Raw genomic sequence first — 13,990 nt, 5'->3', positions numbered from 1 at the left:
GTGCAGGGCGCTCCGGAGCGGGAGGCGAGCGCCGCCTCGTACAGCTCGCGCCGGGAGAGCCCCGTGCGCTCGGCGACCTCGGCGGACGCCTCCTTGAGCCGCGCCCCGGCGGCGACCCGGGCGAGGACGTCGGCGAGCGCGTCCTCCTGCGAGGCCTCCCGCTCCGGAGCGCCCTGCACCACCAGGCAGATCTCGCCGCGGAGCCCGCCGGCCGCCCACTCGGCCAGCTCGGCCGCGGTGCCGCGCCGCACCTCCTCGAACATCTTGGTGAGCTCGCGGCAGACGACGACCCGGCGCTCGGGGCCCATCGCCTCGACGAGGTCGGCGAGCGCGTCGCCGATGCGATGCGGGGACTCGAAGAACACCATGGTGCGGCGCTCGTCGACCAGCGCGCGGAAGGTCGACACCCGCTCGCCGTGCTTGCGCGGCAGGAAGCCCTCGAAGCTGAAGCGGTCGGTCGGCAGACCCGAGACGGCGAGCGCCATCAGCACGGCCGAGGGCCCGGGGAGCGCCGTGACCGCGACTCCGGCCGCCACCGCGGTCTCGACGAGGTGGTACCCCGGATCGGACACCGTGGGCATGCCCGCGTCGCTGAGCACGAGCAGGTCCTCCTCACGGGCGAGCTCGACGAGCTCGGCCGCCCGCTGGCGCTCGTTGTGGTCGTGCAGGGCGTACAGGGTCGGCCGGTTCTCGATGCCGAGCGCCCGAAGCAGCTGGATCGTGACGCGGGTGTCCTCCGCGGCGACGTGCTTCGCGGTCGAGAGCGCCTCCACGAGCCGCCGGGAGGCGTCGCCGAGGTTTCCGATGGGCGTGCCCGCGAGGATGATCATGCGGCCAGTCTCCCAGCCCCGATCCAGCGCAAGCCCCCTGCGGGGTCCCAGGAGCAGAGCGGAGGGTGGAGGTCCCGGGACGGTCGTGCCCGGGAGGGAGAAGGGGAACCGTGAAGGCAGTGCAGTACCGCGAGATCGGCGGCGAGCCCGAGGTCGTCGAGGTGGAGAAGCCCGTGCCCGGGCCGGGCCAGGTGCTGCTGCGGGTGACCGCGGCCGGACTCTGCCACTCCGACTCGTTCCTGATGGGGCTCCCCGAGGACCAGTACACCTACGGACTCCCGCTCACCCTCGGCCACGAGGGCGCCGGAGTCGTCGACGAGCTGGGCGAGGGCGTGACGGGGGTCGAGGTGGGCGACCCGGTCGCGGTCTACGGGCCCTGGGGCTGCGGTGTCTGCCGCACCTGCGCCTCCGGTCGCGAGAACTACTGCCCGCACGCGGCGGAGCTCGGGATCACGCCTCCCGGACTGGGCTCGCCCGGCGCCATGGCGGAGTACGTCGTCATCGACGACGTCCGGCACCTGGTGCCGCTGGGCGACCTCGACCCGGTCGACTCCGTCTCGCTGACCGACGCCGGCCTGACTCCGTACCACGCGATCCGCTCGGTCGCCTCGAAGCTCGTGCCGGGAGCGTCCGCGGTCGTGATCGGCAGCGGAGGACTCGGCCACATCGGGATCCAGATCCTCAAGGCGATCTCACCGGTCCGCGTGATCGTCCTCGATCTCTCGGACGAGAAGCTGGCCCTCGCCCGCGAGGTGGGCGCCGACGAGACGCTGCGCTCGGACGACGAGGGCGTCGTCGCCCGGATCCGCGAGCTGACCGACGGGGAGGGAGCCGAGGTGGTCCTCGATTTCGTGGGCGCGGAGCCGACCCTCGAGATCGCCCGGCAGGTGGTCGCGGCCGACGGAGCGGTGCAGATCGTGGGCATCGGCGGCGGCGTCCTGCCGACCGGCTTCTTCTCCACTCCGTACGGCGCCTCGGTGCGCGCGCCCTACTGGGGATCGCGGACCGAGCTGATGGAGGTGCTGGACCTGGCGCGTGCCGGACTCGTGCGCGTGCACACCGAGCGCTACTCCCTCGACGAGGCGCCGGAGGCGTACCGCCGACTGCACGACGGGAAGGTGCGCGGACGGGCGGTCGTGGTGCCGTGACGCCCCGTTAGCATGGCCGGGTGACGGACCGACCGCAGCGCGACTTCGACGACCTGCTCCTCGACTCCGCCGGAGCGACCCAGTCGGTGCCCGTCGAGCCCGCGGCGGTCGCCGCCGCCGCACCCCGGGAGCGCGAGCCGCAGCCCGACGTGCCGCGCGGCTCCTGGTTCGACGACGTCTTCACCCGGCTGACGCTCACCCCGCTCCGGCGACGGCTGTGGGATCTCGGGCTGCCGATCGCCGTGGTCGTGCTCGCCGCCGTGCTGCGGCTGTGGAACCTCGGCCACCCCCGCTCGCTCGTGTTCGACGAGACCTTCTACGTCAAGGACGCCTGGACGCTCTGGAACCTCGGCTTCGAGGGCGCCTGGCCGGAGGACCCCGACCCGGGCTTCGCCGCGGGCGACGTCGACACCTTCACGGGCGCCCCCTCCTTCGTGGTGCACCCGCCGCTGGGCAAGTGGATCATCGGGCTCGGCATGGGCGCGTTCGGCGCCGACGACAGCGTCGGCTGGCGCGTCGCGACCGCGGTCGTCGGGATCCTCGCGGTGGCGCTCGTCATCGTGATCGGGAGGATGCTCGTCCGCTCGACGCTGATCGCCTCCCTCGCCGGCCTCTTCCTCGCCCTCGACGGCCACGCGATCGTGATGTCGCGCGTCTCGCTGCTCGACGGCATCCTGATGTTCGTCGCGCTCTGCGGAGTGGCGGCGGTGCTGCTGGACCGCCGCTGGGCGGAGCTGCGACTCGCCGAGAAGGTCGCCGCGGGGGCCCTCCCCAGCTGGGGGCCCGTGCTCTGGTGGCGGCCGTGGCTCCTGGTCGCGGGCTTCGTCTTCGGCCTCGCGGCCGGTGTGAAGTGGACGGGGATCTACTTCCTCGCCGCCTACGGCGTGTACCTCGTCGTGGTCGACGCGCTGATGCGCCGCCGCGCGGGCGTCCCGTTCTGGGGCAGCGGGGCGGTGCTCAAGCAGGGACCGGTGACGTTCCTCCTCGTCGTGCCGATCGCGCTCGCCGCCTACCTCCTCACCTGGACCGGCTGGCTCCGCACCTCCGGCGGCTGGGCGAGGCAGTGGGCGACGGAGGCCCCCGGCAACGCCTGGACGGGTGCTCTGGCCTGGGTCCCCGACTGGGCGCAGAGCCTCTGGCACTATCACGTGCAGATGTACGACTACTCGATCAACCTGCGCGCCACGCACCCGTACGAGGCGAACCCGCTGACCTGGCTGCTGATGACGAGGCCGACCAGCATGTACTTCGTCGACCAGGCCCAGGGCGTCGACGGCTGCACGGCGATCCGCTGCGACGAGGCGATCACGTCGGTCGCCAATCCGCTGATCTGGTACGCCGGAGTAGCCGCGCTGCTGTACCTGCTCTACCGCCTCGCGCGGTACCGGGAGTGGCGCGCCGGCTTCGTGCTGATGGGGATAGTCGCGGGGTACCTGCCGTGGATGCTCTACCTGGACCGCACGGTCTTCCAGTTCTACTGCGTAGTCTTCCAGCCCTACATGATGCTCGCGCTCGCGATGACGGCGGGGATCGTGATGGGCTCGCCGCAGGACGAGCGGCCGAAGCGGACCCGCGGCCTCGTGATCGTGCTGGTGTTCGTCGCGCTCGCCGCCGCGCTCACCGCGTTCTTCTACCCCCTCTGGACCGGGCAGCAGACCTCGTTCGCCTTCTGGCAGGCGCACATGTGGCTCCCGTCGTGGGTCTGATCCGGCGCCTGGGTCCCGGAGTCGGGGTCTGCGCGGGCGCGGCGGTCCTCGCCGCGCTCGTGCACGCGCTGGTGCCGGCGGTGCCGATGCTGACGGCCGCCGTCGCGCTCGGGATCCTCGTGGCGCAGGTGCCTGCGGCCCGTCCGGCGCTGGGCGGTGCGCTCTCGCCGGGGCTCAAGTTCTCGTCGAGGACCTTCATGCGCACCGGGATCGTGCTGCTGGGGCTGAAGCTCTCGCTCGTGGACATCGCGGCACTGGGCTGGGCGGCGATCCTCGTGGTGGTGGGCATCGTGCTGGCGACCTTCGCGCTCACCTGGGCGCTCGGGCGGGCACTCGGACTGCCCGGTCGGGAGCCCCTGCTCCTGGCGGCCGGGTTCTCGATCTGCGGCGCCTCCGCCGTCGGCGCGATGGCCGGGGCGACGCGGGCGAAGGAGTCGGAGCAGGCCGTGCCGGTCGCGCTGGTGACCCTCTGCGGGACGCTCGCGATCGCGGTGCTGCCGGCGCTGCAGCATCCGCTGGGCCTGTCGGCGGAGCAGTTCGGGCACTGGGTGGGAGCGTCGGTGCACGACGTCGGCCAGGTCGTCGCGACGGCGCAGGTCGCGGGCGCGTCGGCCCTCGCGATCGCGGTCGTCGTCAAGCTGACGCGCGTGGTGATGCTGGCGCCGATGGTCGCGATCGCCGCAGCGGTGACGCGGCGGGGCGGCGCGGACGCCGGACCGCGGCCCGCGATCGTGCCGCTGTTCGTGGTCGGCTTCCTCGCGGCCGTGCTGCTGCGCACCTGGGTTCCGCTGCCGGAGGAGCTGCTCGCCGGTGCCGACACCGCCCAGACCTGGCTGCTCGCGGCGGCGCTGTTCGCCCTCGGCACCGGCGTGCGGCTGCGAGCGCTCGTGACGACCGGCTGGCGGGCGCTCGTCGTGGCGCTCGGCTCGTGGTTCGCGATCGCCGCGATGGCGCTGGCGGCGGTGCACGCGACGGTCTGATCCTGGGACTGTTACGGACTGCGACAGCTCTCGCGCCCCGCTGTCGGAGGGCGACGGTAACGTCGATCGCATGGCAGATCGCGAGTACGGCTTCAAGACGCGTGCAATCCACGCGGGCAACATCCCCGACCCGGTGACCGGTGCGCGCGCGCTGCCGATCTACCAGACCAGCGCGTTCGTCTTCGACGACACCGCCGACGCCGCGGCGCGCTTCGCGCTGCAGAAGTACGGCAACGTCTACTCGCGCCTCTCCAACCCCACCGTCGCCTCGTTCGAGGAGCGCGTCGCGAGCCTCGAGGGCGGCCTCGGCGCCGTCGCCACCGCGTCGGGCCTCTCGGCGCAGTTCATCGTCTTCGCGGCGCTGGTCGGCTCGGGCGACCACGTCGTCTCCTCCGCCAATCTCTACGGCGGATCCATCACGCAGCTCGACGTGACCCTGCGCCGCTTCGGCGTCGAGACGACCTTCGTGCAGTCGAGCGATCCGGCCGACTACGCGGCCGCGATCACCGAGAAGACCAAGGTCCTCTACGCCGAGACCATCGCGAACCCGTCCGGCGAGATCGCCGACATCGAGGGCCTCGCCGCCGTCGCGCACGCGGCCGGCATCCCGCTCGTCATCGACTCGACGGTGGCGACGCCGTACCTCGTGCGCCCCATCGAGTGGGGAGCCGACATCGTCATCCACTCGGCGACCAAGTTCCTCGGCGGTCACGGCACCACGCTCGGCGGCGTCGTCGTCGAGTCGGGCCGCTTCCACTACTCGCACGAGAAGTTCCCGCTGCTGCACGACTCCGTCGCCTCGTACGGCGACCTCTCCTGGGACGGCAACTTCGGCGAGTACGGGTTCCTCACCCGGCTGCGCGCCGAGCAGCTGCGCGACATCGGGCCGGTCCTCGCCCCGCACTCGGCGTTCCTCCTCGCCCAGGGCGTCGAGACGCTGCCGTACCGGATCCAGGCCCACGTCGACAACGCGCGCCGCGTCGCCGAGTGGCTCGACGCCGACCCGCGGATCGAGGCGGTCTACTGGGCGGGCCTGCCCGCGCACCCGCATCACGAGCGCGCGCAGAAGTACCTGCCGAAGGGGCCGGGATCGGTCTTCAGCTTCGTCGTGAAGGGCGGCCGCGCCGTCGGCCAGACCTTCATCGAGTCGGTCGACCTGGCCAGCCACCTCGCCAACATCGGCGACGCGAAGACCCTCGTCATCCACCCGGCGTCGACGACGCACGCGCAGCTCACCGAGCAGCAGCTGCTCGACGCGGGGGTCCTGCCCGGCCTCGTCCGCTTGTCGGTCGGCATCGAGGACGCGGACGACATCATCTACGACCTCGACCAGGCGCTCACCACGGCCGTCGAGAAGCACGGCACGCCGGACGCGCCGAGCGAGCTCCCGGAGGACGCCTCGGCCACCCTCCTCTCCCCCACCGTGGAGGTCTGATCCCATGAGCACGACCGACGACACCGTCGTCCAGCTGTCGAACGGGCTGAGCTGCTCGGTCCCGGCCAACTCGCCGCTGGCGAAGATGCTGCGCTCGCAGCGCACCTGGGTGGGGCCCGATGCGAAGCAGCGCCTCGACATCCTCCGCCGCGCGAAGACCGTGGCAATCGTCGGCGCGTCGCCGAACCCGGCGCGCTCGTCGTACTTCGTCTCGACGTACCTGAAGCAGTCGAGCGACTACGAGCTGTTCTTCGTGAACCCGAACGCCACCGAGATCCTCGGGCAGCCGGTCTACAAGAGCCTCGCCGACCTGCCCGTCGTGCCCGACATCGTCGACGTCTTCCGCAAGGCGAGCGACATCCCCTCCGTGATCGACGACGTCGTCGCGATCGGCGCGCCGACCGTCTGGGTGCAGCTCGGCATCTGGAACCAGGAGGCGGCCGAGTACGGCGAGTCGAAGGGCCTGACGGTGGTCATGGACCGCTGCATCAAGGTCGAGCACGCCCGGTTCCACGGCGGTCTGCACCTGCTGGGCTTCGACACCGGGCAGATCACGGCGCGCAAGACGATCCGCTGACACGGACGGGCCGGCCGGGGAGCTCCCGGCCGGCCCGTCCGTGTCCGTCGCCCTTTCCGTGTCGGTCGCCCTGTCCGTCTCAGTCGCCCTTGACGTTCACCAGCTGCCGCAGCGTGTGCCGCACCTCCACCAGGTCGGCGGCGTCGGCCATCACCCGGTCGATCGGCTTGTAGGCCGCCGGGATCTCGTCGAGGAACGCGTCGGTGTCGCGGTACTCGATGCCGGCCATCGCCTCGCGCAGCTGCTCGTGCGTGAAGGTCCGACGTGCCGCCGAGCGCGAGTACTCGCGGCCGGCCCCGTGTGGCGACGAGTCGAGCGACATCGCGTCGCCGCGTCCGACGACCACGTACGACGCCGTGCCCATGGAGCCGGGGATGAGGCCGGGGCGCCCCGCGTCGGCCTGGATCGCGCCCTTCCTGCTCACCCAGACGTCGCGACCGAAGTGGTGCTCCTGCTCGGTGAAGTTGTGGTGGCAGTTGATCCGCTCGAGCTCGTCGACCTCGGAGCCGATCCACTCCGAGAGCTGCCGGACGACGCGGTCCATCATCTCCTCACGGTTGAGCAGGGCGTAGGTCTGCGCCCAGCGGAGCTCGGCGATGTACCGGGCGAACTCCTCCGTGCCCTCCTCGAGGTGGGCGAGGTCCGGGTCGGGCAGGGCGATCCCCCGTCGTGCGCAGGATTCGCGGGCGATCCGGATGTGCTCGCTCGCGATCCGGTTGCCGACTCCTCTCGAGCCCGAGTGCAGGAACAGTCACACCGCTCCGCTCTCGTCGCGGCTCACCTCGATGAAGTGGTTGCCGCTGCCGAGCGAGCCCAGCTGCACCGCCCACCGCGTCGCGTACCGCGCCGGGTCGAAGCCCGCCGCCGCGGCGAGCGCCTCGAGCTCGGCGATGCGCGGCGCCGCGGTCTCGGCGATCCTCCGGTTGGCGGCTCCCGCCGACAGCGGCACGGAGCGCTCGATCCGCTCGCGCAGGGCGGCGAGGTCGCGGCCGGCCAGGTCGTCGCGGACGAACCCCGTGCGCACGGCGATCATGCCGCAGCCGATGTCCACTCCGACCGCCGCGGGGATGATCGCGCCGAGGGTCGGGATGACCGACCCCACTGTGGCGCCGCGGCCCAGGTGGGCGTCGGGCATGAGCGCCAGGTGCGGGAAGACGAATGGCATCTCGGAGGCGGTGAGCGCCTGGGCGAGTGCGCCCTCGTCGAGGATGCTCGCCCAGGAGACGAGTCGATCGGTGATCGTCTGCATTGTCCTTCCTCCCGAGAGGCCCGGCCGCGCCGGGGTGGAGATCTGTTCGGCGCGAGCCTAGGAGAGCACCGGGACGCCGCGCGGGAGGGTTGCGCGGAGCTCGACAGGCCGGACGTATTCGAGCGCCCGCCCCTTGCGAGCGCTCCGGGCGTAGTCTCCCGGCATGAGCGCCTACGTCTCCGTCCTCGACCTGTTCAGCGTGGGGATCGGCCCGTCCAGCTCCCACACGGTGGGCCCGATGCGCGCCGCCCTCGAGCTCGGCGGGCGCCTGCGCGGGGCCGGCCTCCTGCCGCGGGTGAGCCGCATCGGCTGCACGCTCTACGGCTCCCTCGGCTCGACCGGGATCGGCCACGGCACCCCGGACGCGGTCGTCGCCGGGCTGTCGGGGCTGGCTCCCGAGACGTGCGACCCCGAGCAGGTGCGCGGGGCGTGGCGGCGCCTCGATGACGAAGGGTCGATCCTCCTGGCGGGCGAGCAGCCGATCCCGATGACGCCGGACGACGTCGCCTTCGAGCCGCGCACCCGCCTGCCAGAGCACCCCAACGCGCTCACCTTCAGCGTGTGGCTGGGCGAGGACGCCCTGCCCGCGTGGGAGGAGACCTACTACTCGATCGGCGGGGGATTCATCCGGCGCGCAGGCGAGCGGGCGCCCCTCGCGGCGCTGGCGGAGCATCCGCACCCCTTCGTGTCGGGCGCCGACCTGCTGGCCACCTGCGATCGCACCGGAGCGAGCATCGCCGGCATCGCGGCGGCCAACGAGAGGGCGCTTCACGCCGGCGTCGACGTCGACGCCCGGCTCGACGCGATCTGGGACGCCATGGCGGCGTGCGTGGACCGCGGACTCACGACCGACGGCGTCCTGCCGGGCGGACTCGCCGTGCGCCGCCGGGCGTCGCTGATGCGGGAGCGCCTCGAGGCGCTCGAGCACGACCCGCTCGACGCCGCCCGCGTGACGGCGGTCGAGTGGCTGCACGCCTTCGCGCTGGCCGTGAACGAGGAGAACGCCGCGGGCGGGCGCGTGGTCACCGCTCCGACGAACGGCGCGGCGGGCATCCTCCCCGCGGTCGGCCACTACTACCTCCGCTTCGTGCCGGGGGCGGACCGGGCGGGCCTGCGGGACTTCCTCCTCACCGCCACCGCGATCGGCTCGCTCTGCAAGACGAACGCCTCGATCTCGGGCGCGGAGGCGGGCTGCCAGGGCGAGGTGGGCTCGGCGTGCGCCATGGCCGCCGGTGCGCTCTGCGCCGTGCTCGGCGGGACGCCACGTCAGGTCGAGAACGCCGCCGAGATCGCCATGGAGCACCACCTCGGGCTGACCTGCGATCCGGTCGGCGGCCTCGTGCAGATCCCGTGCATCGAGCGCAACGCCATCGCCGCCTCGACGGCCGTCAGCGCGGCTCGGCTGGCGCTGCACGGCGACGGCACCCACCGCGTCTCGCTCGACACGGTGATCGAGACGATGCGGCAGACCGGCATCGACATGTCCTCGAAGTACAAGGAGACGAGCGAGGGCGGTCTCGCGGTCAACGTCATCGAGTGCTGAGGCCGGTGCCTGTCGCACACGATCTCGCGTGCTCCGCTCGACCTGATCGCACGATCTGCGGCGTCGTGGTCGACAGGCCCAGGTGAAGCCGGGTTACGCGCCGGGGTGCGGCCGTGACGACCGGCGCCTAGCGTGGGGCGGGTGAGCAGCTCCCCCTACCTGGCCCGGCCGATCGTCTCGACGCAGTGGCTGGCCGACCAGCTCGGCCGCGACGGACTCGTCGTGATCGACGCCAGCGTGCTCTTCGTGCCCGCCTTCGACGGGCGCTACCGCTACCTCACGGGCGAGGACCAGTACCTCGTCGAGGGGCACGTGCCGGGAGCCGTCTTCGCCGACCTGCTCGAGCACCTCTCGGACGCCGAGGCGCCGCATCCGTTCACGAGGCTCGACGCCGAGCGGTTCGCCACCGCGGTCGGGGCGCTCGGCATCGACGACGACTCCGTGGTCGTCGTCTACGACTCCGCCGTCGGCCAGTGGGCGTCGAGGCTCTGGTGGCTGCTGCGCACCGCGGGGCTCGACTCGGTCGCCGTCCTCGACGGCGGTCTCACCGCGTGGCGTCAGGAGGCGCGCCCGCTCGAGACGGGGCACGTCGCGCCCGTCCCGCGCGACGGTCTCACGGTCCGCGAGGAGCGGCCGCTCTGGGTCGACAAGGCCGAGGTCGAGCGGATCGTCCGCGGCGAGGCTCCCGGCGCGCTCGTCTGCGCCGTGCCGCCGAAGGAGTTCACCGGCGAGGCCGGCCAGCGTCCGCGCCGCGGCCACATCCCGGGCTCCCGCAGCGTGCCGGCGGCGCGACTGGTCGACCGCGAGACCAACACCCTCCTGCCCCTCGACCGGCTCCGCACCCTCTTCGGCGACGCGGTCGACTCCGAGCGCGTCGTCCTGTACTGCGGAGGAGGCATCGCCGCCGCGGCCGACGCCCTCGCCCTCACGCTCCTCGGCGTGCGCGAGATCGCGGTCTACGACGGATCGCTGAACGAGTGGGCCGCCGATCCGGACGCGCCCCTCGTGGTCACGGCCGCCTGACGAGCTGCTCCGGGAGGCGCGTCGTCGGCAGCGCGCAGACGAACGCCTCGCAGGCGTAGGCGGTCGGGAGTCCGTCGCGCGACCTCCTGCCCTCGAAGAGCTCGAAGCCGGCGCCCGCCCAGGCGGTCGCCTCCCGATCGGTGACCAGCGCCAGCACTCCCACGTCGGTCGCGCGGGCGCCCGTCGCGAGACCGTCGAGCGATGCGTCGTCCGGAGCGACCACGACGAGCTGCACGACGGGCGCGGCGAGCGCCGAGGCCAGCGCGAGCACCGCGCCGAAGCCCATCGGCTGCCCGAGGGCGCCCGGAGCGACCGCGGCCACCACCGCCTCGGCCGCGTCGCGGTAGCGCCGCTCCCCCGTCAGCAGGAAGAGCTCGTGCGCGGCGCGCGCCGTCGCCGAGAGTCCGGAGGGGTACGCGCCCTCGGACGGATCCGCCGCGAGCAGCAGTCCGCGGGCGGCGAGCGCCGGGTCGCCGCCGCCGGGGAGCGCGAAGGGCGGCCATCCCGAGGCGGCGTCGAGCGCACCGTCGAGGAGCGGCCGGGCGGCCTGCGCGTAGCGGGGCGTCCCCTCGGCGAGCGCCAGCTGCAGGAGTCCACCGGCGAGCATTCCGAGGTCCTCGAGCGCCGGGCGGGCGGTCGAGACGCGCTCGTCGAGCGAGGCGCGGACGACGAGGACGCCGTCGACGACGTGGCGGGAGAGCAGGAAGTCGGCGGCGCGGCGGGCGGCGTCGAGCCACTCCGACCGTCCGAGGAGACGCCCGGCGCGCGCGAGCGCCTGGATCGCGAGGCCGTTCCACCCGGTGACGACCTTCTCGTCGAGCGCGGGCGGCTCGAGGCCGGAGCGGTCGTCGGCGAGGTAGTACCCGCCCTCCGAGCGCCGGCCGTCGACGATGCTCTCGGAGTCCTGGGCGCTCGCGAAGCCGCCGCCCGGACGCTGGAGCGTGGTGATCAGGAACGAGGCGATCCCCTCAGCGACGCCGGCCAGCGCGTCCCGGTCGGAGACGTCGGACCGGCCGAGCAGGAGGGCTGCGACGTCGAGCAGCTGCGCGTTGTCGTAGAGCATCCGCTCGTAGTGCGGCTCGCTCCAGTCGGGGCGGGTCGCGTAGCGGAAGAAGCCGCCGTCGCGATCGCGCAGCGGCGACGCGGCGAGGGTCAGGAGGGTGCGCTCGGCGAGCTCGGCACCGCTCTCCCGCGAGGCGAGGAAGCCGAGGACGGGTGCGACGGGGAACTTCGGCGCCCCGCCGAAGCCGCCGTGCTCGCGGTCCTCCTCGGCGGCCAGGCGCGCGACGGCGGCATCGAGCGCGTCGTCGTCCGGCAGCGCGCTCGCGGCGGGCAGCGCCGCGGTCGCCTCGCGGAGGGCGTTCGCCAGCGAGCCCGCCGTGGCGTGCACCTCGTCGCGCCGGAGCCGCCAGGCCTCGCCGACCGCGTCCAGGACGTCCGAGAACGCGGGCACGCCGCCGACCGCGCGGGGCGGGAAGTAGGTCCCGGCGTAGAACGGCTCGCCGGCCGGAGTCGTGAAGACCGTCAGCGGCCAGCCGAGGTTCCGCGTGAAGGCGCTCGCCGCGGTGAGGTAGGCGGTGTCGACGTCGGGGTGCTCCTCGCGGTCCACCTTCACCGCCACGAAGCCGCCGTTCAGGCGCTCGGCGAGAACGGGGTCCGAGAACGACTCCCGTGCCATGACGTGGCACCAGTGGCAGGTCGCGTAGTCGATCGACACGAGCACTGGCACGTCCCGCCGCTCGGCCTCGGCGAACGCCTCCTCGCCCCAGGGGAACCAGTCGACGGGGTTGTCCGCGTGCGAGCGGAGGTAGGGGCTGACACTGGAGCGCAGTCGTTCGGCCATGGCTCCACGCTAGACGCGAGCCCCGGCACGGTCACGGGGTTGCAGAACCTCCGCCGGGAGCCGCACTCGGCCACGATGGTCGCCGACGGGCCCTCTCAGCTCGGGTCCTGCTCCTCCACCGCCGGCGACGGCACCAGCGGCAGCGCCAGGGCGGGCGTCAGCGCCACGATCGCGAAGGCGAGCGGATAGCCGACCAGTCCGATCAGCGCTCCCACCGCCGGCGCCGCGATCGCCGCCGCCGCGAACTGCCCGGTGTTCTGCGCCCCGAGCGCGCGGCCCGACCAGAACGGCCCGGCGATCTCGGCGACGGAGGTGAAGGCCAGCCCGTTGTCGGCGACCGAGATCGTCGTCGCCACGACGAACAGGATCGCGGCGACGGCCACCGCGCCGTCGATCGCGCTCGTGGCGGCCAGGAGCAGCAGCGCGGCGACCCCGGTCACCGCGACCCAGCGCAGCGGTCGCAGCCGCGACCCGACGCGGTCGCTGAGCACCCCGACTCCGATGCGGCCGAAGGCGCCGGCGAACTGCGCCGCGGCCACCAGGACGCCGGCCGCCCACGGCTCCCAGCCCTGGTCGGCGATCAGCCAGACCAGCCCGAAGGTCGAGAGGGTGAACTGCGGCACGACCAGCAGGGCCGAGACCCCGTGGATGCGCCACAGCGCGGCACCGGAGCGGTAGGGGTTCGGCACCGGCGCCGAGGCCCGGGACCTGGGCGGGCGGGGCGGATCGACGATGCCGATCGCGCAGGCGACGGCGAGGACGGCGAGCAGGACGACGGGCAGGGCGAGAGCGGCGGGCACCCCGGCGGCGCTCGCGAGCGGCGGAACCGTGAGCGACGCGACCGCGACTCCGAGGGGCTGGCTCATCTGCCGGATCCCCATGGCGAGACCGCGGCGGTTCCGCGGGAACCAGCCGATCACCACGCGTCCGCTCGCCGCGTTGACGCTCCCGGACGCCATGCCTCCGAGGAGCAGGAAGACCCCGAGGAGCACGAGATCGCCGGTGAGCATCGCCCCGACGCCCGCGAGCGCCGTCGCGGCGACACCGGTGGCGAGCACGATCCGCTCGCCGTACCGGTCGGCGAGCGCGCCCCACGCGACGAGGGTGAGCACGAGCCCGACGTTCGGCGCCGCGGCGAGCAGCCCCGCCTCGGCGAGCGAGTAGCCGTACTGCGTGTGCAGGAGCGGGATCAGGAACGGCGGGACGGACACGAACACGGTCGTCGCGGCCTGCGCGGCGACGCCGATCGCGAGCATCAGCCAGGGGCGCGGTGTGCGGGGCACGGTCCTCCAGGGATCACGGACGGTGCCCAGGAGGCTACCGGTGGGTCGGGGTGCGCCGAGGCCGGGAGTCGCTCGGCGTCAGCGCTCGAAGAACCAGCCGCTCGGACGCTGCGGCCCGCTCGGCGAGGCGCCGCCTCCGGTCCGCCCGCCCCGTCGGCCGAGGACCAGGTACGCGATGCTCCCGATGAACGGGGCGATCACGATGAAGGCGACCCAGCCCACCTTGCCGACCCGGCCGAGCCGCGGATTCGCCAGCACGCCCTGGATCGCGAACAGCAGCAGCACGATGTTCACGACCACGAGCAGGGACTGCGGATTCACGGCCGTGCTCTCCGCTCGAGGTCTGCACCCTCCGGCGGATCTCGCGGGGGGA

At 73.3% G+C, this 13,990-nt stretch carries 11 protein-coding genes and 1 pseudogene; 7 read left to right on the top strand and 5 right to left on the bottom strand.

Going from position 1 to position 13,990, the window contains the following annotated elements; all coding sequences use genetic code 11:
- Positions 1-830: 16S rRNA (cytidine(1402)-2'-O)-methyltransferase (gene rsmI, locus NB037_RS11865; RefSeq protein ID WP_251946011.1), on the bottom strand; the 830-nt coding region annotated here is incomplete at its 3' end.
- A gap of 110 nt (positions 831-940) precedes the next feature.
- Between rsmI and NB037_RS11860 the strand changes: the two genes are divergently transcribed.
- The 5 genes from NB037_RS11860 (at position 941) to NB037_RS11840 (ending at position 6,676) form a co-directional block, all read left to right on the top strand.
- Positions 941-1,978, top strand: coding sequence for an NAD(P)-dependent alcohol dehydrogenase (locus NB037_RS11860; protein WP_251946010.1), 1,038 nt, complete (start codon positions 941-943; stop codon positions 1,976-1,978).
- 20 nt (positions 1,979-1,998) lie between these two features.
- Complete coding sequence (locus NB037_RS11855) at positions 1,999-3,684, top strand: dolichyl-phosphate-mannose--protein mannosyltransferase (protein ID WP_251946009.1); 1,686 nt, start codon at positions 1,999-2,001, stop codon at positions 3,682-3,684.
- Positions 3,663-4,664: a YeiH family protein gene (locus NB037_RS11850; RefSeq protein WP_251946007.1), complete on the top strand. Its 1,002-nt coding sequence runs from the start codon at positions 3,663-3,665 to the stop codon at positions 4,662-4,664. Before NB037_RS11855 ends, NB037_RS11850 begins: the two co-directional genes overlap by 22 nt.
- 70 nt (positions 4,665-4,734) lie before the next feature.
- Entirely contained in the window at positions 4,735-6,099 is a 1,365-nt protein-coding gene (locus NB037_RS11845) for an O-acetylhomoserine aminocarboxypropyltransferase/cysteine synthase family protein (protein WP_251946005.1), read from the top strand.
- 4 nt (positions 6,100-6,103) lie between these two features.
- Positions 6,104-6,676 carry a CoA-binding protein gene (locus NB037_RS11840; protein ID WP_251946003.1) on the top strand — a complete coding sequence of 191 codons (573 nt, stop codon included), beginning with the start codon at positions 6,104-6,106 and terminating at the stop codon, positions 6,674-6,676.
- 79 nt (positions 6,677-6,755) lie between these two features.
- On the opposite strand, the pseudogene NB037_RS11835 reads toward NB037_RS11840, so the two are convergent.
- Positions 6,756-7,925, bottom strand: a pseudogene (locus NB037_RS11835) (RtcB family protein).
- Between the two features lie 163 nt (positions 7,926-8,088).
- On the opposite strand from NB037_RS11835, the gene NB037_RS11830 reads away from it, so the two are divergent.
- Positions 8,089-9,468: an L-serine ammonia-lyase gene (locus NB037_RS11830; RefSeq protein WP_251946001.1), complete on the top strand. Its 1,380-nt coding sequence runs from the start codon at positions 8,089-8,091 to the stop codon at positions 9,466-9,468.
- Positions 9,469-9,609: 141 nt separating this feature from the next.
- A complete protein-coding gene (locus NB037_RS11825) occupies positions 9,610-10,491 on the top strand; it encodes a sulfurtransferase (RefSeq protein ID WP_251945999.1) in 882 nt (293 codons plus the stop codon).
- Here NB037_RS11825 and NB037_RS11820 read toward each other — a convergent pair.
- The 3 genes from NB037_RS11820 to NB037_RS11810 form a co-directional block, all read right to left on the bottom strand.
- Positions 10,478-12,334, bottom strand: coding sequence for a thioredoxin domain-containing protein (locus NB037_RS11820; RefSeq protein WP_251945997.1), 1,857 nt, complete (start codon positions 12,332-12,334; stop codon positions 10,478-10,480). The two genes, NB037_RS11825 and NB037_RS11820, sit on opposite strands and share 14 nt — an antisense overlap.
- 95 nt (positions 12,335-12,429) lie before the next feature.
- Positions 12,430-13,590 carry an MFS transporter gene (locus NB037_RS11815; RefSeq protein WP_251946013.1) on the bottom strand — a complete coding sequence of 387 codons (1,161 nt, stop codon included), beginning with the start codon at positions 13,588-13,590 and terminating at the stop codon, positions 12,430-12,432.
- Between the two features lie 105 nt (positions 13,591-13,695).
- Positions 13,696-13,938, bottom strand: a complete 243-nt coding sequence (locus NB037_RS11810; RefSeq protein WP_251945995.1) for a PLDc N-terminal domain-containing protein — start codon at positions 13,936-13,938, stop codon at positions 13,696-13,698.
- Between the last annotated feature and the right edge of the window lie 52 nt (positions 13,939-13,990).

This window comes from Rathayibacter rubneri, from assembly GCF_023743255.1.
GTDB lineage: Bacteria > Actinomycetota > Actinomycetes > Actinomycetales > Microbacteriaceae > Rathayibacter > Rathayibacter rubneri.
Note: the sequence above shows the minus strand (reverse complement) of the source record. Positions and strands in the feature narration are given on the sequence as shown.